Genomic DNA, 26,521 nt, shown 5'->3' on the forward strand with positions numbered 1-26,521 from the left:
TCACGGACGCGTTGTCGTGTTCAGCAATAACCAGGATCGCCATCTTCAGATCACCTTCGCTTCGTTCTTCAGTTTCTCGACGAGCTGCGCGACGTCCGCAACACGCACGCCGGCGCTGCGCTTCGGCGGCTCGGCGACCGAGAGGGTCGCCAGACGCGGCGCGACATCGACGCCGAGGTCCGCGGGCTTCACCGTATCCAGCGGCTTCTTCTTCGCCTTCATGATGTTGGGCAGCGTCGCGTAGCGCGGCTCATTGAGGCGCAGGTCGGTGGTGACCACGGCCGGCAGCTTCATCTCGAGGGTTTCGAGACCGCCGTCGATCTCGCGCATCACGGTCGCGATGCCATTGCCGAGGGTGACCTTCGACGCGAAGGTCGCCTGCGGCCAGCCCATCAGCGCCGCGAGCATCTGGCCGGTCTGGTTGGCGTCGTCGTCGATCGCCTGCTTGCCGCAGATCACGAGCTGGGGTTGCTCCTTCTCGCACAGCACCCTGAGGAGCTTCGCCACTGCCAGCGGCTGGAGCTCTACATCGGTTTCAACGAGGATGCCGCGGTCGGCACCGATCGCCATCGCCGCGCGCAGCGTCTCTTGGCAGGCGCCGACGCCGCATGAAACGGCCACGACTTCAGTCGCGACACCGGCTTCCTTCAGCCGCACCGCTTCTTCCACTGCAATCTCGTCGAACGGGTTCATCGACATCTTTACGTTCGCGATATCGACGCCGGTGCCGTCAGCCTTCACTCGCACCTTGACGTTGTAATCGACCACGCGCTTGACGGGTACCAAAATCTTCAAAGCCGCACTCCTTCTGTCTGATTGCCTTTTCGGCGGTTGCTCTTCGAGTGGGCATTATGTCATCGCAAAAGATGAATCGCACCTTGACCGCCGGACCAAAAAGTCGTTCCATACGCATCGGTATGGTGTGCATACGGTAGCGTATGGCCCACTAATAGTCAATACTATGCCGTATGGAGAATAACTTGACGAAAACACGGGTCCAGTTGGATCGCAACGCCTGGGTCCAGGCGGCCACCGAGGTCCTCGCGGAGGAAGGGATTTCGGGCCTTCGCGTGGAGGTGCTCGCGAAGCGCCTGAAGGTGACGAAGGGAAGCTTCTACTGGCATTTCCAGGACAGGCGCGACCTCCTGATCGCGGTTCTCCAAGTGTGGAAGGAAGGCCGGATCCGCGACATCGTCAAGCAGACCCGGGCCGAGCCGGGACGTGAGCTGCAGCAGATCTATCATGTGATCGACGTCTACAGTACCAGCCGCAGCCGCCGCGGCGCGATGATCGAACTCGCCGTCCGCGACTGGGCCCGGCGTGATTCGGACGCCGCTGCGATCGTCGCCGAGGTGGACGACTGGCGCCTGCGCTGCGCACGTGAACTGTTCCTCGCCTGCGGCGTGCCGATGGAAGAGGCATCGAGCCGTTGCATGTTGCTCTACGCCTATGTGTTCGGGATCTCGCTGATGATCTATGACAAGTTCGATAGCGACGTGGCGCGAGTCAAGCGCGATATTGCCGACCTCATCGCGCAGTCGGCCAGCATGAAGGTCACAAGCTAGTTTTTTTGCCGAAGACCTCTCCCGCGTTGCGCGTGGTCGCCGCAGCGACCTCGTCGAAAGGAATACCGCGAAGTCCGGCGAGGACTTCGCAGAAACGGGCGAGATTCGCAGGTTCGTTGCGTGCCCCCTGCCCCCACGCGGGGGGGATGTCTGGCGCGTCGGTCTCGAGCACGATCGCATCGAGCGGTAGCGTCGCCGCAAGCTCCCGGATGCGACGTGAGCCGTCGAAGGTCATTGCGCCGCCGAATCCCAGTTTGAATCCCATCGAGAGAAAGACGTCCGCCTGCTGACGACTGCCGTTGAAGGCGTGGGCGATGCCGCCCGCCACCTCGATGCGGCGGAGATGCTTGAGGATGTGATCGACCGCCCGGCGCAAGTGCAGGATGACCGGCAGGTCGAAGCGCCGTGCGAGCTTCAGTTGCGCAACGAAGAAGGCTTCCTGACGCGGAAGGTCGGGTTCGGGGATGAAGAGATCGAGACCGATCTCTCCGACCGCGATCGCGCCTCCTCGCTCAAGCCGCTGCTCGACGACGTCGATATCCTCATCGCGCGCCTTGCCAACATAGAGAGGATGGATCCCATATCCATGGCTTACGCCTGGATGCGTAGCCGTGAGCGCGGCGACGGCGTCGAAGTTCGCGACTTCGACGCCGGGGATGACGAACCGACCGACGCCTGAGGCACGGGCAGCGGCCAGGACGGCGTCGCGGTCGGCGTCGAATTCTGCAGCGTCGAGATGGATATGCGTATCGACGAGCATCTCGTTTCGCCGACAGCGATCAGCGGCTGCTCGTCAGCGGCCGCGCCACTCCGGCTTCCGCTTCGCGATGAAGGCGTCGATGCCCTCGGCGGCATCCTCGGACATCATGTTGCACGCCATCGTTTCGGCCGCCATCTGGTAGGCGGCTTCCATCCCCATTTCGAGCTGCCGGTAGAACATCTGCTTGCCCATCTGGACGGCGAGCGGCGATTTCGCACAGATCGATGCGGTGAGCTTTGCGATTTCGTCGTCGAGCTGGTCGAGTGGCACGACCCGGTTCACGAGTCCGCGACGCTGGGCCTCGGCGGCGTCGATGAAGTCGCCCGTGACGAGCATTTCGAAGGCTTCCTTGCGACCCATGTTGCGCGACAGGCCGACGCTAGGAGTGGCGCAGAAGAGGCCGACGTTGATGCCCGATACCGCGAAGCGTGCGACGTCGGCCGCGACGGCAAGGTCGCACATCGACACGAGCTGGCAGCCGGCGGCGGTCGCGATGCCGTGGACACGGGCAATCACGGGTTGTGGCAACTCCGTGAGCTTGACCATGAACTTGCCGCACAGGCGGAAGAGATCCTGCTGGAATTGCAGCGTGTGGTTGCCGCGCATCTCCTTGAGGTCATGGCCCGCGCAGAAGGCCTTGCCCTCCCCTGTCAGCACGACGACGCGAACGCTCGTATCCTTGGCGATCGCATCGACCTCGGCGATGAGCGCTTCCAGCATTTCGCGGGACAGCGAGTTGAATTGCGAGGGGCGATTGAGGGTCAGGTAGGCGACTCCGCCTTCGTCTTGGCGCAGCAGGATCGGTGCGTCGCTGGAGTGGGCCAGTGTGCTCATGCGGTAAGGTCTCCTAGTGTTGGTGGCCGATGGTCAATGACGCTTGATTGTGCCTCAAGCCGCGCATGGATATGAAGACCGTTGTCGTATGTGGCCCTATCTCGCGCAGGCGCGCTGAATCGCACCCCCGCCGTCCGGCGCTGAAGAGATCCCGGCCAGCCAACGTGTGAGTTCTTCGGCCAGCCGCCGGCTGGCTGCGCGATGCGCGATGACGCCGCCGCTCGCATCCGGGGTCGGAGCTGCTTCGGCGATCCGTAAGTCGCGGCGCGCAAGAACCGTGTCGCTGCGCGGTGCGAGCAGTTCGGCGCGGGCTGCGACGAGCGCCTGGCTGCTGTCGTGCGTCGCGTATACCTGCGTGAATTCGTCGAGATCGATGCGCAAGCGGCAGGCGGACCGTCCGTCCGGCGGGAGCATGCGTCTCAGCCCGACTTCCAGCAGTTCCGCGGGCGGCGAGGCCCAACGGCTTTCGGCGTAGGCCTGTCGCTGGGAGGGTTGGGCGTACTCCAGGCGGTATTGCATTGCGTTGCCTGCGAGCCAGGACGGTGCCCGGACCTCGATCGACGCCGGAACCGGTGTGCCCTGTAGGCTTACCGCATCGGGCAGGCCGAGGTCGTAGATTCCGGCCGCGGGCGAACGATGGCTGTTGAGGCTTCCGCAGGCGGCGAGACCAAGTGAAAGAGCAAGGCAGGTAAGGCAGCGGCGTGCCATGGAGTTCATCGTGCGATCGCGTTCCATCCGGTGACGATTCATTGGCTAGTGTTGTTATTCTGCGGCGGTGTGGCAAACCCCTTTTCACCCGGGCCGGGCGCTCTTGGCCCACGACCCAGCAGCAGCATCTGCGGCGTTCCTTCCACCTCCTGCACAAGGTGGCCGATTCGCTGCGAGGTCACCGCCAGATCCTTGAGCAAACTGTTGAGGCGCGGAACGGTGTCGTCGAGCACGCGGGTTTCGGCGGCGTCCGCCGTCTGGTCGAGGTGCTCTGCGATGCCTTGGAGGCGCACGAGCAGGCTGCGAAGCTCCCCGAGCGCGGGGGCCGCGCCGGCGCTCGCATGCTCCAGATTGTCGAGCGTCGCAGACAGTCGCCGGATGTTGTCGGGGCTCAACGCGGTGCGCACGGAAGCGAGCGCTTCCGGAGCCTGGGCAAAGGTGCGATCGACCCCGGCCGCCGCGGATTGCAGACGCTGGATGGTGTCCGTCAGGCGCCCGATGTTTTCGTCGTTGAACACCTGATTGATGCGGTCAGCGATGGTTTTCAAGCGGCGCATGGTATCCAGCGTGGAATCGGACAACTGGTCCATCAGTCCCGGTTCGAGCGGCAGGCGAGGTATTTCGTCACCCACGGCCGCAAGCGGCTCGGGATTTTCACCGCGGTCCTGCAACTGGACGTACGCCAAGCCCGTGACGCCCTGGTAGGCCAGGTTCGCCCGCGTGCCGCGGGTGAGCGGGATGTCGCTACGCATGCGGATTGTGACCAGGATCTTGCGCGGATCCTGGGGGTCGATCCGGATCTGCGACACCTTGCCGGCAGAGATCCCGCGGTAGCGGACCTGCGCTTCGATGTTGAGGCCCGTGACGTTGCCCGTGCTTTCAAGGATGTAGACGCGCTGTTGCGATTCGCGTCCGTCGGAAAACCACCACAGCGCGCCGAGCACGGCGGCGCCCAGGATCAGGACGAAAAGCCCGGCGGCGAGCGCGTGGGCACGATTTTCCATCAGGGATTGCCTCCGATGCCCGCGAGCGCCCGGCGGCCGTATGCGCCGCGGAAAAAACGCTCGATGAAGGGGTGATCGACTTTCACGGTTTCCTCGAGTGATGCGTAGCTGATGATGCGGCGGTCGGCGAGCACCGCGATCCGCGTTGCCAGCGCCGCGAGCGTGTCGAGGTCGTGCGTGACGAGCACGACGGTGAGCCCGAGCTGATTCTGCAACGAGCGGATCAGTTCGACAAAACTCGCGCTCAAATCGGGGTCGAGGCCGGCGGTCGGTTCGTCGAGCAGCAGCAGTTCCGGTTCGAGCGCAAGGGCCCGCGCGAGCGCCACGCGCTTGACCATGCCGCCGGACAACTCGGCCGGCATGCGACGCGCGGTGTCCGGCTCCAGTTCCACCATCGCGAGCTTGAGCGCGATGAGGTTATCGATTTCGGCACGGTTCGCAACCCGTAGTTCCTTGAGCGGGAAACCGATGTTTTCGGCGACTGTCATGGCCGAGAAGAGCGCGCCGTGCTGGAAGAGCACGCCGAAGCGTCGCCGGCGGGCCCGCTGTTCCTTCACGGTCCCCGAAAACAAGGGGGCACCGAAAACGGAGACGTCGCCCGCGGCCGGCCGCGTGAGCCCGATGACGTGACGCATCAGCGTCGTCTTGCCGGTTCCGGATCCGCCGACGAGTGCGACGACTTCGCCGCGCTGTATCGTGAGGTCGATGCCGTCATGAACGAGGTTCGGGCCGAAACGGGTGACGATCCCGCGCAACTCGATCACGGGGCGATCGCTCATCGCGGGACTCCGATGGTGCGGGTCGCGATCGCGAACAAGGCGTCGACGAGGATGACGATGGTGATCGACGAGACGACCGACGCGGTCGTGTTGGCGGAAAGGCTCTCCGTATTCGGACGAACGTGCAGCCCAAAGTGGCAGGCGACGAGCGCAATCAGCAGTCCGAACGCAGCGCCCTTGGCGAGTCCGATGTACAGGTTCGCGATTGGAACGACGGCCGGCAGGCGGTCGATGAAGAAATTGATGTCGAGGTCGAGCTGGAACCAGGCGGAAACCATGCCTCCGAGCAGCGCGACGGAGCTGGTCCATAAAACCAGCAAGGGCATCGCGAGGGTCAGCGCGACGACCTTGGGCAGCACGAGGCGCAGCGTGCGCGAAATCCCCATCGCGGTGAGCGCATCGACCTCCTCGGTGACGCGCATGACCCCGAGCTGCGCCGTCATCGCCGAACCGGAGCGCCCGGCGACCAGAATGGACACCAGCACCGGACCCAGTTCGCGCACGATGCCGAGGCCGAGGATGTTGACGATGTAGATGTCGGCGCCGAAGGCCCGCAGCTGCAAGGCCGAGAGGTAGGACAGCACGATGCCGATGAGGAAGCCGACCAGCGCCGTGACCGGTGTCGCTTTCAGGCCGACCTTGAAGATGTTCGCCGAAATCTCCAGCAGCGGCCACTCGCGCGGGTGACGCATCAGGTATCCGAGATCGAGGCAAAGCTGGCCGAGCAGGCGGATGAAGTTGAGGACGTGGTGTCCGAAGCCGAACAGGGTGAAACCGATGATGGCCACCGCGTCGCTGAGCGTAAAACCCGGTGGTCGGGGCAGTGGCTGGTCGGCGCTGTCAGCGACTCGCGCAATGACCGCCCTCAGTTCCTCAGCGATTTGAATCTGCGCGGGCCATCGCTTTCCCCAAGCACGCCATAGCAGCGCGGCGCCGAAGCTGTCCAGGCGTGTGATGTCGCCGAGGCACCACTCCGTGCCCTCCCCGGCTCCCGCCAAGCTTCGCCTGATCGCCGCGAGATGAGGACTCAGCGCGCGCAGCGTCCAGTCGCCCGAAAGCGACAATTCACGCGTGCCCGACGCGAGCGTATCAGCCTTGATCACCGGCCTGCGCATGGGCGGGGCTCAGGCGACGAGGATGCGGCCGGGTTCGCTGCGCAGCACCAGGCTGCGGCCGACCGAATGCCAATGTCGTTGCTCTTCCTCCAGTGCGGCGGCCGTGAGGGGAAGTTGCCTCAGCCAGCTGTCCTGTGCGGCTACGATGAAATTTCGACCGTCACGCAGGAGCTGGAGCGGCGGGATGCCACGTCCGTCGCGCGCTCGATGGACAATGACGGCGAGACGCAGGCATGCGATGAGCAGCCAGTCGGCACTTTCCGGGTCGAGAGCGGAAACCCGTTCCAGCTTGCCGCGATGCGCGAGGACGACGCGTGCCAACCGGCCCTGGTCCATGCGCGAGAAGCCGGGCATGTCTGCGTTGGCGAGAATGTAGGCGCTATGCTTGTGATAGCTCGAATGCGCGACCGAAATACCAATTTCGTGGAGCGTCGCCGCCCAGCGCAGGAACCGCAGGTCCTGATACGCAACGCTTTCCTCGTTTGCACTCTCCGGAACCAGCGACGTGAATAGATGGGCGGCGGTGTCGGCGACCTTCACCGCATGGCGTCGGTCGGCGCCATAACGCACGACGAACGCGGAGACCGTGGCGTCTCGCAGGTCATGGTGGTGATAGCGACCAAGCAGATCGTAGAGGACGCCGAGCCTCAACGCCCCTTCCGAAAAAACCATCCGCTCCAGCCCGAACTCGTCGAAGACTGCCGACATGATCGCGAAGCCGCCGAGCAGCACCGGTAAGCGGTCGCCGCGGAGTCCGGCGAGCGAGACGCGATCCAGGCTCCCTGCCCGCAGCAGAATGGTCCGCAGCCGCTCCAGTCCGCCGCGCGTGATGCCCTGCTCCGCCAGGCCGTTCTGCTCGAGGATCTCGACCAGCGCCTTCGCGGATCCGCTTGATCCGACCGCGACTTCCCAGCCGACTTCACGATAGGCATGCGAAATTGCCTGGATCTCCCGGCTTGCGGCCATCTCGGCCTCCTTCATCGAGCGCTTGTCGATGCGGCCGTTCGGGAAATACTGGAGGCTGTAGCTGACGCAGCCCATGTACAACGATTCCAGCACGATGGGCTCGAAGCTGCGGCCGATGATGAACTCGGTCGAACCGCCGCCGATGTCCACGACGAGTTGCTGGAGGTGGGGGTCGGGCAGCGTGTGGGCGACGCCGACATAGATCAGGCGAGCCTCTTCACGACCGGCGATGACTTCGATCGGGACGCCGAGAGCGGCTTCGGCCTGCACGAGGAACTTCGGCGCGTTCTTCGCGACACGGAGCGTGTTGGTCGCAACCGCGCGCACGGATTCGGGGCTGAATCCTCGCAGGCGTTCGTTGAAGCGCATCAACGCAGTCAGGGCCCGTTGCTGGGCAGCGGCGTCGAGGAATTTGTCGGGCGATAGCCCCGCCGCAAGGCGTACGGCTTCCTTGATTCCGTCGAGCGGATAGATCTGGTCATTGACGATCCGGCCCACTTGGAGGCGGAAGCTGTTGGAACCGAGGTCGATCGCTGCGATCAGCTCTTGCGTCATGGCGTGGAAACCGCAGTCGCGGAGATCAGGGTGGTGTGCATTCTAACATTCGCGACCTCCGGGGCGGGCGCCGGCGCGAAGATGGCGTCAAATGCCCGGTGCACAATGGAACGATTGCGCGTCCTTTCATCTAAGCGAAACACAAATGTCACATAATTAGGGCACAGGCCTGCACCGACCACGATCCGAACAATGCCAAGAATCAACCGTCAGCAACACTACCCCGCCGACCATTTCATCAATCGCGAGTTGTCCCTGCTGCAGTTCCAGCGTCGCGTCCTGGCTCAAGCGGCCGACCGCAGCGTGCCCTTGCTCGAACGGCTTCGCTTTCTGTGCATCGTGTCGAGCAACCTGGACGAATTCTTCGAAATCCGCGTATCGGGTATCAAGGAGCAGATCCGCCTCGGGAGCCGCATCGTCGGCATCGACGGTCTGACGCCCACGCAATTGCTCGACCGCGTCAGCAAGGAAGTGCATAACCTGATCGCGGAGCAGTACGAACTGCTCAATGATGACATCCTGCCGGCGCTCCAAGCCGAAGGAATCGTCTTCCTGCGCCGCAGCGTCTGGAACGAGCCGCAGCGCGCCTGGGTCAGGGATTACTTCCTGCGCGAGGTGATGCCGGTGCTGACGCCGATCGGGCTCGATCCGGCGCATCCCTTCCCGCGCGTCCTCAACAAGAGCCTGAACTTCGCCGTCGAGCTCGAGGGGCGCGACGCCTTCGGGCGCGACTCGGGCGCGGCGATCGTCCAGGCGCCCCGCGCACTGCCCCGTGTGATCCGGCTTCCCGCAGAGATCTGCGAACACGAGTACTCCTTCGTATTCCTGTCGTCGATCCTGCACTGCCACGTGGGCGAATTGTTCTCCGGCATGGAGGTGCTCGGCTGCTACCAGTTCCGGGTGACGCGAAACTCCGACTTATTCGTCGATGAGGAAGAGGTCAAGGACCTGCGCGTTTCGCTCAAGGGCGAATTGCAGCAGCGCCACTTCGGCGACGGCGTGCGGCTCGAAGTGGCGGACAACTGCTCCGACACGATGGCGAACTTCCTGCTGCAACACTTCCGCCTCACGGCAAAGGACCTTTACCGGATGCCGGGGATCGTCAATCTGGTACGCCTGAACCAGGTGCCGGACTGGGTGGCCCGACCCGACCTGAAGTACCTGCCGTTCGCCCCTCGCGTCCCCAAGTCGCTCGAAAAGCGGGTCGACATCTTCGACGCGATCCGCCGTCAGGACATCCTGCTGCACCATCCATTCCAGAGCTTCAGCCCGGTGATCGACATGCTGCGCGCCGCGGCCGACGATCCGGCGGTTCTGGCAGTGAAGATGACGGTCTATCGGACCGGCACCGACTCGGTGCTGATGGAACACCTCGTCCGTGCTGCCCAGAAAGGCAAGGAAGTGACGGTCGTACTCGAACTGATGGCGCGTTTCGACGAGGAAGCGAACATCACCTGGGCAAACCGCCTCGAAGAGGTGGGCGCACACGTCGTGTATGGCGTGTTCGGGTACAAGACGCACGCGAAGCTGCTGATGCTTGTTCGTCGCGAGGAGGATGGGTTGCGCCGTTACGTCCACCTCGGTACCGGCAACTACCATCCAGGAACTACGCGCTTCTACACCGACTTCGGCCTCCTGACCTGCAATGAGGAAATCGGCCAGGACATCGCGGAGGTGTTCAAGCAGCTGACGGGACTCGGCCAGGCGGGATCGCTGCGCCACCTGTGGCAGGCGCCATTTTCGCTGCAGCCCAATGTCGTCAATGCGATCAACGCGGAGGCGGAAATCGCGCGTGCAGGCGGGCGCGGCCAGATCATCGCGAAGATGAACGCCCTGCTCGAGCCCGAAACGATCGAGGCGCTATACACGGCCTCCCAGGCGGGCGTCGAGATTGAGCTGATCGTTCGCGGCCCGTGCGCGCTGCGACCGGGCGTGCCCGGCTTGTCGGAGAACATTCGGGTCAGGTCGATCGTCGGACGCTTCCTCGAACATCATCGGATCTTTTTCTTCCGCGCGAACGGGGAGGACCGGGTGTATCTCTCCAGCGCGGACTGGATGGATCGCAACTTCTTCGGCCGTATCGAAATTGCCTTCCCGGTGCTCGACCCGCGCCTAAAGCGCCGGGTGATCAAGGAAGGCCTGCGCGCGTATCTCGGCGACAACTGCCAGGCTTGGGAGATGCTCGAGGACGGGCGCTATCGCCGCAAGACGCCGCGCGGTGTGCATCGGGCGGCCCAAGCCATCCTCCTTTCGGATCTGGCCGGCGCCCACTAGAGGGACCATTCGCCGGGCGCCAGCGTGGCGTCCGGGCGCAGCGCTTATTTGCGCTGAACGTCGAAGATCCCCGGGACTTCCCGGATCAGGGTCATCGCCCGCTGCAACTGGGCGACACCGCCGACCTCCATCGTGAAGCGCATGAAGGCCGTGCCGCGCTTCGTCAGCGTATTCACTGCGATCACATTGAGCTTTTCGCGCGACAGCACTTCCGAAATGTCGCGCAGCAGCCCCTGGCGGTCGCTGGCCTGAACGGAGACGTCGACGGGGAAGACCGATTCGCGGCTATTCAGCGCCTTGTCGCCCCAATCGGCCTGGATCACCCGCTCCGGATGCTTTTGCACGAGGCGTTGGAAGTCGGGGCAGTCGACACGGTGAATCGACACGCCGCGCCCACGGGTGACGAAGCCTTCGATCGCATCGGGCGGCGCCGGCTTGCAGCAGCGGCCGAGCGAGGTCATCAGCTTGCCGACGCCGACGATCAGGACCTTGTCGTTCGAGTCCCCGGCGTGGCTGCGCCCAATGACGATTTCCGGTTCGGCCGCAGGCGCTTCGGCCGTTTCGGCGTCGCGCGACTCCCGTAGCGCATGCTGCACCGAGCGAGGTCCCACCTCGCCACGGCCTGCGGCCAGGAACATCGATTCGGCGTTCTTGAAGCCAAGCTTACCGGCCAGTTCATCGATGTTGGTCGCACGGGTCACGCGTTCGCGCTGCAGTTCGCGGTTGACGAAGCTGCGTCCCCGCGCCAGCAGTTCCTCTTCCTCGCGCTGCGAGAAATACTGCCGGATTTTGTTCCGCGCACGCGTCGTCGCGACGTAGGACTGCGCCACGTTGAGCCAGTCGCGCGACGGACCGCCCTCCTTCGCCACGTTGATCTCGACGGTCTGGCCGTTCTCGAGCACGGTGTTGAGTGGCACGAGATGCCCGTCGACCTTCGCACCCCGACAGCGATGGCCGAGATCGGTGTGCAGGCGATAGGCGAAGTCGACCGGCGTCGCGCCGCGCGGCAAGTCGACGACTTTTCCTTGCGGCGTGAGCACGTAGAGCGTGTCGTCGAGCGAAGCGCGTTTGAACTTTTCGACCCAGTCCGCGGAGTCCGTGACTTCGTCACGCCACGACAGCAGGTTGCGCAGCAGCGCGATCTTCTCGTCGTACTCGCTGCCGCCGTGACCCTTGCCTTCCTTGTAGCGCCAATGCGCGGCAACGCCCAACTCAGCGTGGCGGTGCATGTCGTAGGTGCGGATCTGCACTTCGAGCGCGCGTCCGTCTCCCGCGAGCACGGCGGTGTGCAGGGATTGGTAGTTGTTGCCTTTCGGATTGCTGATGTAGTCGTCGAATTCCTGCGCGATCGGCTGCCAGATCTGGTTCACGATGCCGAGCACGGTGTAGCAGTCGCGCACGTCCGCCACGAGCACGCGCAGCGCGCGGATGTCGTACACCTGCGAGAAGTCCAGGCGCTTCGCGCGCATCTTGTTGTAGATGCTGTAGATATGCTTCGGGCGACCAAAAACCTCGGCCTCGATGCCGACGGAGGCGATCTCGCGTTGAAGACGTTCGATCGCCGACTGGATGAAGCTTTCACGCTCCACCCGCCTTTCGTCGAGCATCTTCGCGATGCGCTTGTAGGTGTCGGGCTCGAGGAAGCGGAAGGAGAGATCCTCCAGCTCCCACTTGAGCTGCCACACGCCGAGGCGGTTCGCGAGCGGTGCGTAGATGTCCAGACTTTCGCGCGCGACATCGACGCGCACGTCGACGTTGTGTTCGGTGAAGTAGCGTAAGGTCTGGGTGCGCGACGCAAGCCGCAGCAGCACGACGCGGATGTCTTCGACCATCGCGAGCAGCATCTTGCGCAGCACTTCGGTCTGCGCGCGGATCTCGGGTGCAGTCGCCTTCGCGGTCATGCGCGTGAGGAGCCGCAGGCCGTTGAGGCGGCGCAGGCCGTCGACGAGATGGGCGACCGGCTCGCCGAAGCGTGTCGAGACGATGTCGATGGCGTCGTCGACGTAGTCGCCGATCGCGAACAGCAAGGCTGCCATGCGCGTCTCGGCGTCGAGGCGCAACGAGGCGGCAATCAGCGCCATGCCGATTGCGTGAGTCCAGACCGATTCGCCCGTGCCGAGGACGTGGTTTTCATAGACGCCTTCGGCCAATTCGAGGGCTTGTTCGACCAGCCGGCGTTCGTCAGCGCTCAGCCCGTCGGCAAGCAGGTCGATCGGCGGCGCGGCGTCGTTTTGTGAGATGGCATGAGTAACGGAAACCATCGTTGGATTATCCCATATCGGCGCAGCCCCGCGCCCCTCTCCAAACTGCAAGACCGTGTGCGATCATCGCCGCTCCAGCCCCCGCAACATTTCCTCCAAAAACAACAAATGAAGAACAGACTCTTCGGCAACCCCTACCTGCTCCTGCTCCTGACGGTCCTCTTCTGGTCCGGCAACATGGTCATCGGCCGCGGGCTTCGCGAAGCGGTTCCTCCGCTCGCTCTCGCTTTCTGGCGCTGGGCGATCGCATTGATGCTCGTGCTGCCCTTCGCCCTGCCCCATCTGAAGAGTCAGTGGCCGCAACTGAAGGCCGGTTGGCGGCCCGTCATCGTCCTCGGCCTGCTCGGCGTGGGCTGCTACAACACCTTCGCCTACATTGCATTGCAGTACACGACGGCAACCAGCGCGACACTGCTGAACTCCTTCGTCCCGATCGCCACGATGGCGCTCGCCTTCGTGCTGCTTGGGAAGCGCCTTAGCCGGCTGGAGGGGCTCGCGATCGTCGTCTCATTTGCAGGCGTCGCGATGATCGTCAGCCATGGCAGCCTTGATACGCTGCTCGGGCTGACGCTCAATCGCGGCGATCTGTGGATGCTCCTCGCGGTGCTGAGTTGGGGGATCTATACGGTAGGGCTGCAATGGCGTCCCCAAGGTATTCACCCGATGTTGCTGCTCGCCGCCTTCACCGCCGTCGGCCTGATGCCGCTGCTGCCGGCCTATCTGTGGGAGACGGCGACAGTACGCAGCGTTGACGTGTCTGTCCGGTCGCTGACGGGGATGCTCTATACGGGGATCTTCCCGGGTTTCCTGGGCTATGTTTTCTATAACGCTGCAGTCGCGGCCGTCGGGCCGAGTCGCAGTTCGCAATTCATTCACCTGATGCCGGTCTTTACGACGATTCTCGCGGCGATCTTTCTCGGCGAGCGTCCCTTCTGGTACCACATCGTCGGCATCGTGCTGGTGTTTGCCGGAATCTTTCTCGCGACGCGCAGACCGGCGGGTTGAGCGACATGTTCGAATTCGTGCGCAAATGGCGGCGTGACCGGCGGCTGGCTGGGGTGCAGATTTCGCCGGCGCTTTGGGAGCGGGTCGAGGCGCAACTCCCTTTCCTCGACTTCCTCGAACCAGCCGATCGGCAACGACTGCGGGAGCTCGCGCGCAGCTTCATCGCGGAAAAGGAGTTCCACGGCGCGCAGGGCATGACGTTGAGCGACGAAGCGATCCTCAGCATCGCGTTGCAGGCCTGCCTGCCGATCTTGCGCGCAGGGCTCGACGCCTACCGGGGCTGGGTCGGCGTGATCGTCTATCCGGGCGACTTCGTCATCCCTCGCCATGTCATGGACGAGGCCGGAGTCGTGCATGAGTACGACGACGAAGTTTTGGGGGAGGCGTGGGAAGGTGGCCCGGTCCTCGTGTCCTGGTACGACGAGGGAGAAGCGCCCGAGGGCGTGAACGTCGTGATCCACGAATTCGCGCACAAGCTGGACATGGAGAACGGCGACATCGACGGGATGCCGGTGCTCCCTCCCGGGATGTCCCGCAAGGCCTGGGCGAAGGCGTTTTCGGAGGCCTACGAGCGGTTCTGCGACGCGGTCGATGCGGATGAGGAGACGCTACTCGATCCCTACGGTTCCGAGCATCCGGCGGAGTTCTTCGCGGTCGCGTCGGAATCCTTCTTCGAAGCGCCGTGCGATCTGCAGGAGGAATTCCCGGAAGTCTACGTGCAGCTGCGCAAGTTCTACGGCGTCGATCCGGCCGCAGGCCAGCGCAGGCTGGATGAGGCGCAAGCGTGAGCGACCGGAAGCGGCTTCTCGTGGTCTATCACACGCAAAGCGGCAACACGGGCAAACTCGCCGACGCCGTCGTGCGCGGTGCTCGCCGCGCGGGCGAAACGGAAACCGTCGTCCGACGCGCTCTCGACGCGGGGGTCGAGGACCTCCTGGCCTGCGATGGACTCCTGCTCGGGACGCCCGAGAATTTCGGCTACATGTCCGGCGCCCTCAAGGACTTCTTCGATCGCACCTATTACCCCTGCGAGGGCAAGCTCGTCGGACTGCCGTTTGCGGTCTTCGTGAGCGCGGGTAACGACGGGCGCGGCGCGGTACGGGAGATCGGTCGGATTGCGAACGGCTACGGGTGGAAGCGCGTCGCCGATGAGATCATCGTCCGCGGCACGGTGACGGACGCCGGCTTGGCGCGTTGCGAGGAGTTGGGCGAAGCGATGGCGACCGGCGTCGCTCTCGGGATCTTCTGATCTTTCGATCTCTAACCGATGTCCCTACACTACTACAGGGACATTTTTGCATACGCATTTGGCTTAAGACGGCGTATGGGGCACTTCTTCGGCAGGCCGCCCAAATCGGGCCGACGATTCACTTTGCGCTCGCCAAAAGCACGGTCTAAGCTGGGATGACTGCCGCGTAACAAATTTTTCGCGCAGTGGGTTCTACTCAATTCCCGGAGGACGATTCATGGCGATTACCTGGATTCTGGTTGCCAATGCCAGCCTGGCGAAGCTCTACGCGAATTTAGGTCCCAACAAGGGGCTGACTCTGGTAAAGGAACTAATCCACCCTGAAAGCCGACAGAAAAACTCCGAACTCGTGACCGACCGTGCGGGCAGCATGCCCGGCGTCGGAAACGGCAGCGGAGCGAAAGTCCAGCAAACGATGCCCAAGGAGCATGAAGCGAAGATCTTTGCACAGGAAATCGCACAGGAGCTCTATCGCGGGCGAGCGACCAATGCGTTCGGACGGGCGATCGTATGCGCGCCGCCGTCATTTATGGGGATGCTGAATGCCGTCATGGACAGCCCGACGGCACAAATGATTACTGACCGTTTCGAGAAGGACTACACGAAGTCGCCTGAGCCGGTACTTCGCGACCACTTGGCGTCTTGCCTCTTCCTCTGACACGACAGGTTCTTCGAAGCGTCTCTCCTCAGGAGACGATGGGTCCGCGATGAGCGGCCCGAAGAGCGGCGGGGCGCTTGGCGCCCCGCCTTTTTTTTGCCTCCGCCGGTGTTGGCTCCGACGACGCCAGCTCAGTGACGCCAGTAGTGCTCGCCGAAATGCACGTGACGCGCCTCGGACATCATGCGCAGAAAGTCGTCGCGCCCCATTTCGATCACTTTCTCGTGATCGCCGGCTTCGAAATAGATCTCGTCCTGTTCCGTCAGGCTGTCGTCCATCACCACGGGCAATCCGTACAGACCTCCCAGGGGCGGGATGGCGCCGGGTTCGCAGTCGGCGAAGAGTTCGGCGAGTTCGGTTTCGGTCGCCAGACGCAGCGGGCGGTCCATCGCCTTGCTGAGCCAGCCCAGATGCACGTGCTGCGTCGATGGCAGAACGGCCATCAGGTAGCCCGCTTCGTCCAGAAGCACGACCGACTTTGCCAGGCTGCTGGCTGGCACGCGTGCGAGACGCGCCGTTTCCATGCTGTTATGGGAATGTGGGTGGGTGAGCACGTCGTAATTAAGACCGCGCTCCTCGATGTACTGCTCGACTTTGGATGCGATTGCCATGGCCGCTCTCCAGACTGAAGCGGGCGATTGGTCTAGTTTTCGCCCAAGTATGGGATTCCCGAATCCCCTGCCCCCTGCAGCGTCCCTCGCCGTCTACGACAATCCATTCTAGAACGTGGGCACCCGGATTGCCGGAGCTACCTGGCGATCCACGTCCTAAGCGGGACGTACTGCGCCCCTTCGTGGCTGCGCAGCGATTCGATCAGCGAGAAGCCTCGTACCCGCCAGTCGATGGGCGGCACGATCTCCTCCCGAGGCAGTTCGCCTTCGGCCTTGCGCAGCAAGGTGACATGCGGCGCGAACTTGCGCTGTTCGACGGGAAAATCGGCTTCGGCGAGCGCGGCATTCAGGCGCTCGACGAGGCTGGTCAACGGTTCCGGTGCCGAATCTGCGCCGGCCCAGATGATGCGGTTGTGGCGCCAGCCGGCGATTCGATCGATCCGCAGCGTAAACGCGGCGGGCGGTACGCGGTCCCCCACTGCCAGCAGTTGCGCCAGGCGCTCCGGCGGGACGTCGCCGATGAAGGCGAGCGTCAGGTGGATCGTGTCGCGGCGCATGCGGCGGCCCTTGCAGGCCGCGTGGGCGTCGGACGAGAGGCAGAACAGGCGGCTCGCCGTCGCTTCGTCGGGCCACAGCGCAAAGAAGACGCGCGCGGGGCTTGCGCGCGGAGCGTCAGGCGGCGCCATCGTCCTTGACAAGAAGGGCAACCACCTGCGCGGCGATGCCCTCTCCCCTGCCGGTGAAACCGAGCTTTTCCGTGGTCTTGCCCTTGATGTTGACGTCGCCGACTTCGATGCCGAGATCGGCGGCGATGTTGGCGACCATCGCCGGGGCGTGGGGAAGGATCTTCGGCGCTCGGCAGATCACGGTCGCGTCGATATTGACGGCGGCGAACCCGGCCGCGCGCACTGCGGCATAGGCTTCGCGCAGAAGCACTCGGCTGTCGGCGCCGGCGTGGGCGGGGTCGGTATCCGGAAAGAGCCGCCCGATGTCGCCGAGGCCGGCCGCGCCGAGCAGTGCGTCGGTCAGCGCGTGCAGCAGCACGTCGGCGTCGGAATGTCCGAGTAGGCCGCGCTCGTGCGGAATGGTGACGCCGCCGACGATCAGCGGACGCCCCGGGACGAGTGCGTGGACATCGAAGCCCTGGCCAATGCGGAATGGCACTTTCATCGCAAGTCAGCCTTCACGGTTGTTGAGGATCCACTCGGCGAGGTGCAGGTCGAGCGGGTAAGTGACTTTGAGGTTGGTCGCGTCGCCTTCGATCAGCTTGGGGTGCAAGCCCGCGGCCTCGATGGCGCTCGCTTCGTCGGTGACGTGGGTGGCGGCTTCCAGCGCCCGGCGCAGCATGACATAGCGGAACATCTGCGGCGTCTGCGCCTGCCACAGGCTGTCGCGCGGGACGGTTTCGAGCACGTGTCGCCCCGGGTCGGCCCGTTTCAGGGTATCGGCCACCGGGATCGCAAGCAGACCGCCGACCTCGTCGTGGGCAAGCGCGTGGATCAGCTTCTCGATATGCCAGCGGGCGAGGCAGGGTCGGGCGGCGTCGTGCACGAGCACCCAGTCCGTCTGTTCGGCCTCGCGGGCGATCGCGCGTAGGCCGCTCAGGACGCTGTCGGCCCGGGTCGCGCCGCCGCAAAACAGCGGCACCAGTTTCGGACCCAGCGCAGACCAGTCGTGGCGCCCCCATTCGGCGTCGCCCACGGATAGGACGACGAACACCTTGTCGATTTCGGGCGTCGCGCAGAGGACCTCCAGCGCGTGGCGAATGAGCGGCTTGCCGAGGAGTTCGAGGTACTGTTTGGGCTGGCCCCCGCCCATGCGGCTGCCGCTGCCAGCGGCCGGCACGATCGCATAATGTCTGGGATGAAAGTTCTGCATGGCGCGGATTCTAACCGCGCCGTCGCGGAATGCGGCGCTTTGGCAGCGTGAAAGACATGTTGTTCGGATCGAACATTGACTACACATCCGAAAGTAATAGAGTGTTTCAAAAAGAGCAGGAGGTTCCCTCAGCATGCCTTTCGCCAAACCCTTCGATCCGGCCCAAGTGGAGGCCTTCGGGATCGCGGTCGGAATCGGATTGCTGATGGGCCTGGAACGCGAGCGCGTCGCCTCGGCGCGGGCGGGCGTGCGGACCTTCGGCCTCGTCTCGCTACTGGGGGCGCTTGCGGCGATGCTCGGCGACGACATGGCGAGCGTGGCGCCCTTCGTATTGGGCATGGCCCTCGTCGGCCTCATGATCGTGGCGGCTTATCTGCAGCACCCCGATGCGGTCGATCCGGGGACCACCTCCGTAGCCGCCCTGCTCCTGTGCTATTCGCTCGGCGCCGCGGTGTGGATGGGGCATACGACCATCGCCGTCATGCTCGCGGTGGTGGCGACCATTCTGCTGTACTTCAAGACCCAGCTCCGCGGCATGGCGACACGGCTCGAAGCGCGCGAGTGGATCTCGATCTTCCAACTCGGTGTGCTGTCTTTGGTGATCCTGCCCATCCTGCCGAACCACACTTTCGATCCCTACGACGCGGTGAATCCGCGACAGGTCTGGTGGATGGTGGTGCTGATTTCCGGGTTGAGTCTCGCTGGCTACGGAACCTTGCGGCTGGTGGGGGCGCGTTATGGAACGGCGCTGGTCGGCATCGCGGGCGGGCTCGCCTCCAGCACCGCGACGACGCTGATCTACGCGCGCAACACCCGTGCGACTCCGGCCACCGCCCCGATGGCGGCACTCGTCATCGTGCTGGCCAACCTCGTGATGATGGTCCGCGTGGCACTGATTGCCGCCGTCGTCGCGCCCGCCATCCTCGTTACGCTGCTCGTCACCATCGCGCCGGCGTTGACACTGGGCGCTGCGAGCCTGTTTTGGTATTGGCGTGCGCAAACCATTTCCAAGACGCTCCTGCCGGAAACCCGCAATCCGACGGAACTCCGCGCGGCGCTTACGTTCGGAATGGTGTATGCGCTGGTGCTCTTTGTGTCTGCTTGGCTGCAGGAGATCGCCGGCACCCAAGGCTTTTTCGTGCTTGCCCTGGTGTCGGGCTTGACCGACCTCGACGCGATCGCGCTGTCCTCGATGCGGCTCTTCTCGCTCGGCAAACTGCAACTGGACGCTGCCGCGATCGGTATCGGTCTGGCGATGTTTGCGAATCTCGTGTTCAAGGCTGGGATCGCGATATCCGTTGGTGGGCGCAAGCTCGGCCTCCAGATCATGTGGGGCATGGGCGCTGTCGGCATCGGTCTGCTGGCCGGTATTGGGTGGCATGCGGTGCAAGCCTCAGGCCTATAATTAGCTGTCCCAGAGGGGGCACCATTCTCGCTTCAGACAAGCCATTCAGAAGGGGTGTTATGGCCACTGCTTCGATCCGGCCGGCTGCGGTTGCCGGCTATTTTTATCCGGACGATCCGCGCGTGCTGCAGATGCAGATCGCCGAGATGCTATCGACAGCCGTTCCGCTGGAGGCCGTCCACGCGCCGAAGGCGCTGATCGTGCCGCATGCCGGCTACGTCTATTCGGGGCCGGTCGCGGCCTCCGGCTACACGTGCGCGGCCGGGCTACGCCAGCAGGTTCGCAAGGTCGTGATGCTGGGCCCCGCCCATCGCGCGGCGGTTCGCGGCTTCGCCCTGCCCGCCTCGCAATCCTTCGCGACGCCTCTCGGCACGGTCAAGCTCGACCACGCGGACTGGCAGGCACTGCAGGCACGCCCGGACGTTGTCGTCGACGACCGTCCGCATGAGTTCGAACACTGTCTGGAGGTTCAGCTCCCGTTCCTGCAGACGGTCCTGGACGCCTTCGAAATCGTTCCGATACTCGTTGGAGGGGCTACGGGCGAACAGGTCGCGGATTTGCTCGGCCAATTGTGGGGAGGTCCCGAGACTTTGATCGTGATCAGTTCCGACCTCTCGCACTATCACGCCTATGATCAGGCTCGCAGCACCGACCGTCACGCGGTCGACGAGGTGCTGCGCATGCAGCCGGTGCTGGAGCACCAACAGGCCTGCGGCGCGACGCCGATCAACGGTCTGATCCGTGTCGCCGCCGCGCAGGGCCTCGAACCTCACCTGCTGGATCTGCGCAATTCCGGCGATACCGCCGGGGATCGCTCCCGCGTCGTCGGCTATGCCAGCATCGCTTTCACCGAGTCCGCCGCTCATGCCGCTGCCGCCCGACATTGAACTCGGCCCGATCCTGCTGACGCGTGCGCGGCAGGGCATCCTCCACGAGGTCGCGGGCCATCCGGCCCCGCAGGATGACGAGCGCCTCGCGGACCGGGCGGCGACCTTCGTCACGCTGACCCGGAACGGCGACCTGCGCGGGTGCATCGGCAGTGTGCGGGCGCAACGATCGCTCGCCGACGATGTCTTAGACAATGCGATCGGGGCTGCGACCCGCGACCCGCGTTTTCCTCGGGTCGAATCCAGGGAACTGGACACATTGCGCGTCGAAGTGTCGCTGCTGTCCGAGCCCCGTTTCCTCGAATTTGCCCACGAAGACGAGCTCGCGGCGCTTCTGCGACCCCACACCGACGGCCTGCTGCTGTTCGCGGGATGTCGCAGCGCTACGTTCCTGCCACAGGTGTGGGAGCAGCTCCCCGATCCGCAAATGTTCCTGGCAGCCTTGAAGCAGAAGGCCGGCCTTGCGCCCGACCGTCCCGCCAATAATCTGATGGCTGCCACCTATACCGTGCGCAAATGGAAGGAGCCGCCGTCATGAACCACCCCGGGCGCTATTGGCACAAGCTGGACGATGCCCGTATCCAGTGTGACCTGTGCCCACGATACTGCAAGTTGCACGCCGACCAGCGCGGCGCCTGTTTCGTGCGCATGCGCGAAGGCGATGCGATGGTCCTCACGACGTATGGCCGCAGTTCCGGCTTCTGCATCGATCCGATCGAGAAAAAGCCGCTCAACCATTTCTACCCAGGCACCAGCGTGCTCTCCTTCGGCACCGCGGGCTGCAACCTGGCGTGCAAGTTCTGCCAGAACTGGGACATCTCGAAGTCGCGCGACATGGATAGTCTGATGGACTCGGCCGCGCCCGACGAGATCGCGCGTACCGCTGCCGACTGGGGCTGCCGCAGCGTCGCCTTCACTTACAACGATCCCGTGATCTTTGCTGAATACGCGATCGACGCGGCGCAAGCCGCTCATGCCCACGGACTCAAGGCTGTCGCCGTCACGGCCGGCTACATTACCGAGGCGGCGCGAGCGGACTTCTACGCTCCGATGGACGCGGCGAACGTCGACCTGAAGGGCTTCACCGACGATTTCTACGTCCGCACCTGTGGCGCTCATCTTCAGCCTGTCCTCGACACGCTGAGCTGGCTGGTCCATGAAACCGATGTCTGGGTGGAAATCACGACGCTGCTGATCCCTGGCCTCAATGACTCGGACAAGGAGTTGAAGGAACTGACGCACTGGGTCGCAACCGAGCTGGGCACCGAAGTGCCCTTGCACTTCACGGCCTTCCATCCGGACTTCAAGCTCACCGACACCCCGCATACGCCGCCTGCCACGCTCACGCGAGCGCGTCGAATCGCGCTCGAACACGGGCTGAAATACGTCTATACCGGCAACGTTCATGACACCGACGGCGGTACCACGTTTTGCCCGGGCTGCGGCAAGGCGGTGATCAAACGCGACTGGTATGAGATCCTCGACTACGCCCTCGACGACGAAGGTGCATGCCGTGCCTGCGGTACTCGCTTGCCCGGCCGCTATGAGCACTTTTCCGCGCCCTTCGGCTCCCGGCGCATTCCGGTCAACATCCACCGGCAGCGGTCGCCGGAACACGGGTGACAATGTGAAACTGCGCACCACCGACATCAGCATCCCGTATGAGCAGCTCTGGCTCAACGGCGAACTCGCCCATTCGCCCGACGTCCGCGGACTGGTCGTGATCCTGCGTCCCGCAGGCAGCCCCTTTGGCCACTCCCGCGAACTGCAGGTCGCTCATGAACTGCAGGAAGCGGGCTTCGCGACCCTGCTGATCAATCTGCTGACCAGCTATGAAGAATCGCGCGATCCGGACGCGCGTTTCAACGTCCCGCAACTCGCGAACCGTGTCCTGGCGATCGGCGAATGGTGCCTCCACCAGCCCCCGCTCGCGGGTCTCGCTATCGGACTCGTCGCATCGAGCACTGCGAGCGGGGCTGCGATCCGCGCCGGCTGGAAGGCCCCCGAGCGATTCGCCGCAATCGTCTGCCGCGCTGGCCGCCCCGATCTCGCAGGACTGACGCCGCTCAACGCGCTGACCCTGCCGATTCGGATGGTCGTCGGCAGCGCCGACCCCCACATTGGGATGATCCGTCAGGCTTACGAGCATCTACGCGGTCAGCACGATTGGCAAACCGTGGATGGCGTCGGCGAGCAATTCGACGAAGCGGGCGCGCTGGAACGTTTTGCCGCCCTCACGGCCGAATGGCTAGCAGCCAAGCTCCCGATGCCCCAGCCGGACGCCACCGTCGGCGACGACCAGCTACCGGCGGGCGATCCGGACGCTTCGACGACCGCTGCTGCACTGCCGGGCGAAGACGCGGACGCCGATCGCCTATAATCCGCCCCCTTGAGCAACCCCTGAATCCGCGGTCCGCGCCGCGTCATGCCGATGTCCCGTGCACTCGATCCGCTGTTGCCGCAACTTGCGGCCCTTGCCTTTCCCAAGCCCGGCGTACGCCTCGACCTGCCGCCGCTCGCCGGCTCCGCCGACGCACTGGCCATCGCGCAACTCGCCTCGCGCGGCCGCACCGTGCTCCTCGTCACCGCGAATCCGCCCGACGCCCAGCGTCTCCAGGACGAGATCGCGTGGCTCGCCCCCGGCCTGCGTACTCACCTCCTGCCGGACTGGGAGACGCTCCCTTACGAGACCTTCTCGCCGCACCAGGACCTGATCTCCGAGCGCCTGGCGACGCTCTACGCCGTCGGCCGCGGCGAGGCGGACGTCGTGCTCGTGCCGGCCTCGACGGCGCTCTACCGGATGGCACCGCCCTCCTTCCTCGCGGCCTACACCTTCTTCGTGAAGCAGCGCGAAAAGCTCGATGTCGAGCAACTGCGCACGCAGATGGCGGTGGCGGGCTACACCCACGTGACCCAGGTCGTGAGCCCCGGCGAATTCTCGGTCCGCGGCGGCCTCGTGGACCTCTACCCGATGGGCGCGACGCTCCCCTTCCGCATCGACCTCTTCGACGACGAAGTCGAGAGCATCAAGACCTTCGACCCCGACAGCCAGCGCACCGTCTACCCGGTGCCGGAAATCCGCATGCTGCCCGCGCGCGAATTCCCGATGGACGACGTCGGCCGCACCCGCTTCCGCAGCCGCTTCCGCGAAACCTTCGAAGGCGATCCGTCGCGCGTGTCGCTCTACAAGGACGTCTCCAACGGCATCGCTCCGGCCGGCGTCGAATACTACCTGCCGCTCTTCTTCGAAGAAACCGCAACCCTCTTCGACTACCTGCCGAAGGACGCCGTGGTTGTCCTGCACCGCGACGTGCCTGCCGCGATCGAGGAATTCTGGCGCGACACGCGCTCGCGCCACGACTTCCTCAAGGGTGACCGTACCCGCCCCGTGCTGCCGCCGGACGCCCTCTTTCTCGGCCAGGAATCCTTCTACGAAGCGCTCAAGCACCACCCCCGCATTCACATCGGACCTGCGCAAGGCGAATCCGACGCCATCGCGCAGCCGCTGCCGCCGCTCGCCGTCGAACGCAAGGCGACCGATCCCCTGCATCTCCTGAAGGACTTCCTGGCCGGCGACTGGGTCCGCGCGGGCGGCCGCGTCCTCGTGTTGGCCGACGCACCGGGCCGGCGCGAGACGATGTCGGAATTCTTCACCGAATACGGACTCAAGCCCGCCGCAAGCGCGGACTTCGCCGGCTTCCTGGATTCGTCCGAGCCCCTCGCCCTCGGCGTGGGCCCGCTCGCCAACGGCTTCGCGCTGCCGGATGCGAAGATCGCGATCATCACCGAATCCGAGCTCTACGCCGCCACCGCCCGCACCCGCGCCCGACGCGACACGCGCAAGGCCGCGACGATGGAAGGCTGGCTGCGCGACCTCTCCGAGCTCAAGCCCGGCGATCCGGTCGTGCACGTCTCGCACGGCATCGGCCGCTACATCGGCCTGATCCACATGGACCTCGGCGAAGGCCAGACCGAGTTTCTGCACCTCGAATACGCCAACGGCGACAAGCTCTACGTCCCCGTCGCTCAGCTTCACGTCATCACCCGCTACGCCGGCGCAGACCCGGAAGGCATCGAACTGCATCGCCTCGGGTCCGGCCAATGGGAAAAGGCCAAGAAGAAGGCCGCGATGCAGGTGCGCGACACCGCGGCCGAACTCCTCGCGCTCTACGCCCAGCGCGCCGCCCGCCCCGGCCACCGCTTCGATTTCAAGCAGCACGATCTCGACGCGTTTGCCGAAGGCTTCGGCTTCGAGACCACCCCCGACCAGCAAGGCGCGATCGATGCCGTCATCGGCGACATGAAATCCGGCCGCCCGATGGACCGCCTCGTCTGCGGCGATGTCGGTTTCGGTAAGACCGAAGTCGCGCTGCGCGCCGCCTTCATTGCGGTCGCCGACGGCAAGCAGGTCGTCGTGCTCACGCCGACGACGCTGCTCGCCGAACAGCACTACCAGACCTTCGCCGACCGCTTCGCCGACTTTCCGATCCGCATCGCCGAGCTGTCGCGCTTCAAGAGCGCCAAGGAACAGACCGAAGCGCTCAAGCAGCTCGCGGAGGGCAAGGTCGACATCATCATCGGGACGCACCGCCTGCTGCAGAAGGACGTCCAGTTCAAGCGCCTCGGCCTCGTCATCATCGACGAGGAACATCGCTTCGGCGTGCGCCAGAAAGAGGCTCTCAAGTCCCTGCGCACCGAAATCGACATTCTCACGCTGACCGCGACGCCGATCCCACGCACCCTCGGCCTTGCGCTCGAAGGCCTGCGCGAGTTCTCGGTCATTGCTACCGCGCCGCAAAAGCGGCTCGCGATCAAGACCTTCGTGCAGCGCCACAGCAAGGGCATCGTGCGCGAAGCCGTACTGCGCGAATTCAAGCGCGGCGGCCAGGTATATTTCCTGCACAACGAAGTCGAGACGATCGAGAACGTCCGCAACGACCTCGCGGAGTTGCTCCCCGAAGCCCGCATCGTCGTCGGCCACGGCCAGCTGCCGGAACGCGAGCTCGAGCGCGTGATGCGCGACTTCACGCAACAGCGCGCCAACCTGCTGCTGTGCACGACGATCATCGAGACCGGCATCAACATCCCGACTGCCAACACGATCATCATCAACCGTGCAGACCGCTTCGGCCTCGCCCAGCTCCACCAGCTTCGTGGCCGTGTCGGCCGCAGCCATCACCAGGCCTACGCCTACCTGCTCACGGACGCCCATGCCAAGCCCACCGCGCTGGCTCAGAAGCGTCTCGAAGCGATCACGATGATGGAAGAGCTCGGCTCGGGCTTCTACCTCGCGATGCACGACCTCGAGATCCGCGGTGCCGGCGAAGTCCTGGGCGAGAACCAGTCCGGTGAAATCCAGCAGGTGGGCTTCAGCCTCTACACTGAGATGCTCAAGCGCGCCGTGCGCGACCTGCAGGCCGGCAAGGAGCCGGACCTCAGCCAGCCGCTCGAAGTCGTCTCCGAAATCAACCTGCACAGCCCGGCCCTATTGCCGAACGACTACTGCCCGGACGTCCAGGAACGGCTCACCCTCTACAAGCGTCTGGCCAACTGCGAATCCGACGACGACCTGCGCGCGCTGCAGGAAGAACTCATCGACCGCTTCGGCGAACTGCCGCAGCAGACGCAGGCCCTGATCGAATCGCACCGCCTGCGCCTCATCGTGAAGCCTTTCGGCGTTGCGAAACTCGACGCGAGCGAATCGCAGATCACGATCCAGTTCGGCCCCAACCCACCGATCGACCCGACCAAGGTCATCTTCCTGATCCAGAAGGACAAGAACACCAAGATGGCCGGCCCCGATCGGCTGATTCGGAAGGCCAACCAGCCCAACATCAAATTGCGCGTTCAGGGCGTGAAGGAATTACTGCTGTCTATCGGCTGCTGACCTAGGTGAAGATCAGGCCCGCGACATCGTCCGGAATGACGCTAGCCGCATGGCGATTGTCGCGGACGGTTATCACCGTCTGCGGCCCTACCTGATACGCGTAGGCCTTACCGGGACCGT

General features: G+C 64.5%; 25 protein-coding genes. 12 read left to right on the forward strand and 13 right to left on the reverse strand.

The features are described from left to right. Positions 1-45 precede the first annotated feature (45 nt). Positions 46-795, reverse strand: a complete 750-nt coding sequence (locus VJ673_RS12930) for an electron transfer flavoprotein subunit beta/FixA family protein (protein ID WP_324126521.1) — start codon at positions 793-795, stop codon at positions 46-48. Positions 796-968: 173 nt separating this feature from the next. On the opposite strand from VJ673_RS12930, the gene VJ673_RS12935 reads away from it, so the two are divergent. Next, complete coding sequence (locus VJ673_RS12935) at positions 969-1,565, forward strand: TetR/AcrR family transcriptional regulator (RefSeq protein ID WP_324126522.1); 597 nt, start codon at positions 969-971, stop codon at positions 1,563-1,565. Here the strand turns inward: VJ673_RS12935 and VJ673_RS12940 are convergent. The 7 genes from VJ673_RS12940 to ppx all read right to left on the reverse strand — a co-directional run bounded on the left by VJ673_RS12940 (position 1,555) and on the right by ppx (position 8,286). Continuing rightward, positions 1,555-2,325, reverse strand: coding sequence for a TatD family hydrolase (locus tag VJ673_RS12940; RefSeq protein WP_324126523.1), 771 nt, complete (start codon positions 2,323-2,325; stop codon positions 1,555-1,557). The genes VJ673_RS12935 and VJ673_RS12940 overlap by 11 nt on opposite strands. Before the next feature lie 33 nt (positions 2,326-2,358). After that, complete coding sequence (locus VJ673_RS12945) at positions 2,359-3,159, reverse strand: enoyl-CoA hydratase (protein WP_324126524.1); 801 nt, start codon at positions 3,157-3,159, stop codon at positions 2,359-2,361. A gap of 96 nt (positions 3,160-3,255) precedes the next feature. Further along, positions 3,256-3,876 carry an ABC-type transport auxiliary lipoprotein family protein gene (locus VJ673_RS12950; protein WP_324126525.1) on the reverse strand — a complete coding sequence of 207 codons (621 nt, stop codon included), beginning with the start codon at positions 3,874-3,876 and terminating at the stop codon, positions 3,256-3,258. A 29-nt stretch (positions 3,877-3,905) separates the two neighbouring features. Continuing rightward, on the reverse strand, positions 3,906-4,871 hold the full coding sequence (locus VJ673_RS12955) for an MlaD family protein (protein ID WP_324126526.1): 966 nt from the start codon (positions 4,869-4,871) through the stop codon (positions 3,906-3,908). Continuing rightward, a complete protein-coding gene (locus VJ673_RS12960) occupies positions 4,871-5,650 on the reverse strand; it encodes an ABC transporter ATP-binding protein (RefSeq protein ID WP_324126527.1) in 780 nt (259 codons plus the stop codon). The genes VJ673_RS12955 and VJ673_RS12960 overlap by 1 nt, the downstream gene beginning before the upstream one ends. Beyond that, positions 5,647-6,765 carry an ABC transporter permease gene (locus VJ673_RS12965; RefSeq protein WP_324126528.1) on the reverse strand — a complete coding sequence of 373 codons (1,119 nt, stop codon included), beginning with the start codon at positions 6,763-6,765 and terminating at the stop codon, positions 5,647-5,649. The genes VJ673_RS12960 and VJ673_RS12965 overlap by 4 nt, the downstream gene beginning before the upstream one ends. 9 nt (positions 6,766-6,774) lie before the next feature. Beyond that, positions 6,775-8,286 (reverse strand): exopolyphosphatase, encoded by a 1,512-nt coding sequence (gene ppx, locus VJ673_RS12970; RefSeq protein ID WP_324126529.1) that lies wholly within the window; start codon positions 8,284-8,286, stop codon positions 6,775-6,777. A 192-nt stretch (positions 8,287-8,478) separates the two neighbouring features. Here ppx and ppk1 point away from each other — a divergent pair, with 192 nt between their 5' ends. Further along, positions 8,479-10,560, forward strand: a complete 2,082-nt coding sequence (gene ppk1, locus VJ673_RS12975) for a polyphosphate kinase 1 (protein ID WP_324126530.1) — start codon at positions 8,479-8,481, stop codon at positions 10,558-10,560. Positions 10,561-10,604: 44 nt separating this feature from the next. Here the strand turns inward: ppk1 and VJ673_RS12980 are convergent, their stop codons facing one another. Then, positions 10,605-12,821, reverse strand: a complete 2,217-nt coding sequence (locus VJ673_RS12980) for a RelA/SpoT family protein (protein ID WP_324126531.1) — start codon at positions 12,819-12,821, stop codon at positions 10,605-10,607. A gap of 108 nt (positions 12,822-12,929) precedes the next feature. Between VJ673_RS12980 and VJ673_RS12985 the strand changes: the two genes are divergently transcribed. The 4 genes from VJ673_RS12985 to VJ673_RS13000 all read left to right on the forward strand — a co-directional run bounded on the left by VJ673_RS12985 (position 12,930) and on the right by VJ673_RS13000 (position 15,733). Further along, the gene (locus VJ673_RS12985; RefSeq protein ID WP_324126532.1) at positions 12,930-13,826 is read left to right on the forward strand and encodes a DMT family transporter; all 897 of its coding nucleotides are present in this window, start codon (positions 12,930-12,932) and stop codon (positions 13,824-13,826) included. A gap of 5 nt (positions 13,827-13,831) precedes the next feature. Beyond that, a complete protein-coding gene (locus VJ673_RS12990) occupies positions 13,832-14,614 on the forward strand; it encodes a M90 family metallopeptidase (protein ID WP_324126533.1) in 783 nt (260 codons plus the stop codon). Next, positions 14,611-15,075 carry a flavodoxin family protein gene (locus tag VJ673_RS12995; RefSeq protein ID WP_324126534.1) on the forward strand — a complete coding sequence of 155 codons (465 nt, stop codon included), beginning with the start codon at positions 14,611-14,613 and terminating at the stop codon, positions 15,073-15,075. The genes VJ673_RS12990 and VJ673_RS12995 overlap by 4 nt, the downstream gene beginning before the upstream one ends. A gap of 217 nt (positions 15,076-15,292) precedes the next feature. After that, positions 15,293-15,733 (forward strand): host attachment protein, encoded by a 441-nt coding sequence (locus tag VJ673_RS13000; protein ID WP_324126535.1) that lies wholly within the window; start codon positions 15,293-15,295, stop codon positions 15,731-15,733. 131 nt (positions 15,734-15,864) lie between these two features. On the opposite strand, the gene VJ673_RS13005 is transcribed toward VJ673_RS13000, so the two are convergent. The 4 genes from VJ673_RS13005 to ispD form a co-directional block, all read right to left on the reverse strand. After that, the gene (locus VJ673_RS13005; protein ID WP_324126536.1) at positions 15,865-16,344 is read right to left on the reverse strand and encodes an aminoacyl-tRNA deacylase; all 480 of its coding nucleotides are present in this window, start codon (positions 16,342-16,344) and stop codon (positions 15,865-15,867) included. Between the two features lie 137 nt (positions 16,345-16,481). Next, a complete protein-coding gene (gene thpR, locus VJ673_RS13010) occupies positions 16,482-17,042 on the reverse strand; it encodes an RNA 2',3'-cyclic phosphodiesterase (RefSeq protein WP_324126537.1) in 561 nt (186 codons plus the stop codon). Beyond that, positions 17,017-17,514 carry a 2-C-methyl-D-erythritol 2,4-cyclodiphosphate synthase gene (ispF, locus tag VJ673_RS13015; RefSeq protein ID WP_324126538.1) on the reverse strand — a complete coding sequence of 166 codons (498 nt, stop codon included), beginning with the start codon at positions 17,512-17,514 and terminating at the stop codon, positions 17,017-17,019. The genes thpR and ispF overlap by 26 nt, the downstream gene beginning before the upstream one ends. Before the next feature lie 6 nt (positions 17,515-17,520). Continuing rightward, the gene (gene ispD, locus VJ673_RS13020; protein ID WP_324126539.1) at positions 17,521-18,222 is read right to left on the reverse strand and encodes a 2-C-methyl-D-erythritol 4-phosphate cytidylyltransferase; all 702 of its coding nucleotides are present in this window, start codon (positions 18,220-18,222) and stop codon (positions 17,521-17,523) included. 133 nt (positions 18,223-18,355) lie between these two features. Here ispD and VJ673_RS13025 point away from each other — a divergent pair, with 133 nt between their 5' ends. Genes VJ673_RS13025 through mfd form a run of 6 tightly spaced genes read left to right on the forward strand, consistent with a single transcriptional unit; the run spans position 18,356 to position 26,401 of the window. Next, on the forward strand, positions 18,356-19,627 hold the full coding sequence (locus VJ673_RS13025; RefSeq protein WP_324126540.1) for an MgtC/SapB family protein: 1,272 nt from the start codon (positions 18,356-18,358) through the stop codon (positions 19,625-19,627). Between the two features lie 59 nt (positions 19,628-19,686). Then, the gene (gene amrB / locus VJ673_RS13030; RefSeq protein WP_324126541.1) at positions 19,687-20,514 is read left to right on the forward strand and encodes an AmmeMemoRadiSam system protein B; all 828 of its coding nucleotides are present in this window, start codon (positions 19,687-19,689) and stop codon (positions 20,512-20,514) included. Then, complete coding sequence (amrA, locus tag VJ673_RS13035) at positions 20,492-21,052, forward strand: AmmeMemoRadiSam system protein A (protein ID WP_324126542.1); 561 nt, start codon at positions 20,492-20,494, stop codon at positions 21,050-21,052. The genes amrB and amrA overlap by 23 nt, the downstream gene beginning before the upstream one ends. Next, on the forward strand, positions 21,049-22,137 hold the full coding sequence (amrS, locus tag VJ673_RS13040; RefSeq protein ID WP_324126543.1) for an AmmeMemoRadiSam system radical SAM enzyme: 1,089 nt from the start codon (positions 21,049-21,051) through the stop codon (positions 22,135-22,137). The genes amrA and amrS overlap by 4 nt, the downstream gene beginning before the upstream one ends. 4 nt (positions 22,138-22,141) lie before the next feature. Further along, positions 22,142-22,894: an alpha/beta fold hydrolase gene (locus tag VJ673_RS13045; protein WP_324126544.1), complete on the forward strand. Its 753-nt coding sequence runs from the start codon at positions 22,142-22,144 to the stop codon at positions 22,892-22,894. A gap of 51 nt (positions 22,895-22,945) precedes the next feature. Beyond that, positions 22,946-26,401, forward strand: a complete 3,456-nt coding sequence (gene mfd, locus VJ673_RS13050) for a transcription-repair coupling factor (RefSeq protein ID WP_324126545.1) — start codon at positions 22,946-22,948, stop codon at positions 26,399-26,401. The last annotated feature ends 120 nt before the right edge of the window (positions 26,402-26,521 follow it).

This window comes from Aromatoleum sp., assembly GCF_035254505.1.
Classification (GTDB): domain Bacteria; phylum Pseudomonadota; class Gammaproteobacteria; order Burkholderiales; family Rhodocyclaceae; genus Aromatoleum.

Coding starts and splice junctions, on each gene's coding strand:
- VJ673_RS12935 (WP_324126522.1), top strand. CDS start 969: ATGGAGAATAACTTGACGAAAACACGGGTCCAGTTGGATCGCAACGCC.
- VJ673_RS12940 (WP_324126523.1), bottom strand. CDS start 2,325: ATGCTCGTCGATACGCATATCCATCTCGACGCTGCAGAATTCGACGCC.
- VJ673_RS12945 (WP_324126524.1), bottom strand. CDS start 3,159: ATGAGCACACTGGCCCACTCCAGCGACGCACCGATCCTGCTGCGCCAA.
- VJ673_RS12950 (WP_324126525.1), bottom strand. CDS start 3,876: ATGAACTCCATGGCACGCCGCTGCCTTACCTGCCTTGCTCTTTCACTT.
- VJ673_RS12955 (WP_324126526.1), bottom strand. CDS start 4,871: ATGGAAAATCGTGCCCACGCGCTCGCCGCCGGGCTTTTCGTCCTGATC.
- VJ673_RS12960 (WP_324126527.1), bottom strand. CDS start 5,650: ATGAGCGATCGCCCCGTGATCGAGTTGCGCGGGATCGTCACCCGTTTC.
- VJ673_RS12965 (WP_324126528.1), bottom strand. CDS start 6,765: ATGCGCAGGCCGGTGATCAAGGCTGATACGCTCGCGTCGGGCACGCGT.
- ppx (WP_324126529.1), bottom strand. CDS start 8,286: ATGACGCAAGAGCTGATCGCAGCGATCGACCTCGGTTCCAACAGCTTC.
- ppk1 (WP_324126530.1), top strand. CDS start 8,479: ATGCCAAGAATCAACCGTCAGCAACACTACCCCGCCGACCATTTCATC.
- VJ673_RS12980 (WP_324126531.1), bottom strand. CDS start 12,821: ATGGTTTCCGTTACTCATGCCATCTCACAAAACGACGCCGCGCCGCCG.
- VJ673_RS12985 (WP_324126532.1), top strand. CDS start 12,930: ATGAAGAACAGACTCTTCGGCAACCCCTACCTGCTCCTGCTCCTGACG.
- VJ673_RS12990 (WP_324126533.1), top strand. CDS start 13,832: ATGTTCGAATTCGTGCGCAAATGGCGGCGTGACCGGCGGCTGGCTGGG.
- VJ673_RS13000 (WP_324126535.1), top strand. CDS start 15,293: ATGGCGATTACCTGGATTCTGGTTGCCAATGCCAGCCTGGCGAAGCTC.
- VJ673_RS13005 (WP_324126536.1), bottom strand. CDS start 16,344: ATGGCAATCGCATCCAAAGTCGAGCAGTACATCGAGGAGCGCGGTCTT.
- ispF (WP_324126538.1), bottom strand. CDS start 17,514: ATGAAAGTGCCATTCCGCATTGGCCAGGGCTTCGATGTCCACGCACTC.
- ispD (WP_324126539.1), bottom strand. CDS start 18,222: ATGCAGAACTTTCATCCCAGACATTATGCGATCGTGCCGGCCGCTGGC.
- VJ673_RS13025 (WP_324126540.1), top strand. CDS start 18,356: ATGCCTTTCGCCAAACCCTTCGATCCGGCCCAAGTGGAGGCCTTCGGG.
- amrB (WP_324126541.1), top strand. CDS start 19,687: ATGGCCACTGCTTCGATCCGGCCGGCTGCGGTTGCCGGCTATTTTTAT.
- amrA (WP_324126542.1), top strand. CDS start 20,492: ATGCCGCTGCCGCCCGACATTGAACTCGGCCCGATCCTGCTGACGCGT.
- amrS (WP_324126543.1), top strand. CDS start 21,049: ATGAACCACCCCGGGCGCTATTGGCACAAGCTGGACGATGCCCGTATC.
- mfd (WP_324126545.1), top strand. CDS start 22,946: ATGTCCCGTGCACTCGATCCGCTGTTGCCGCAACTTGCGGCCCTTGCC.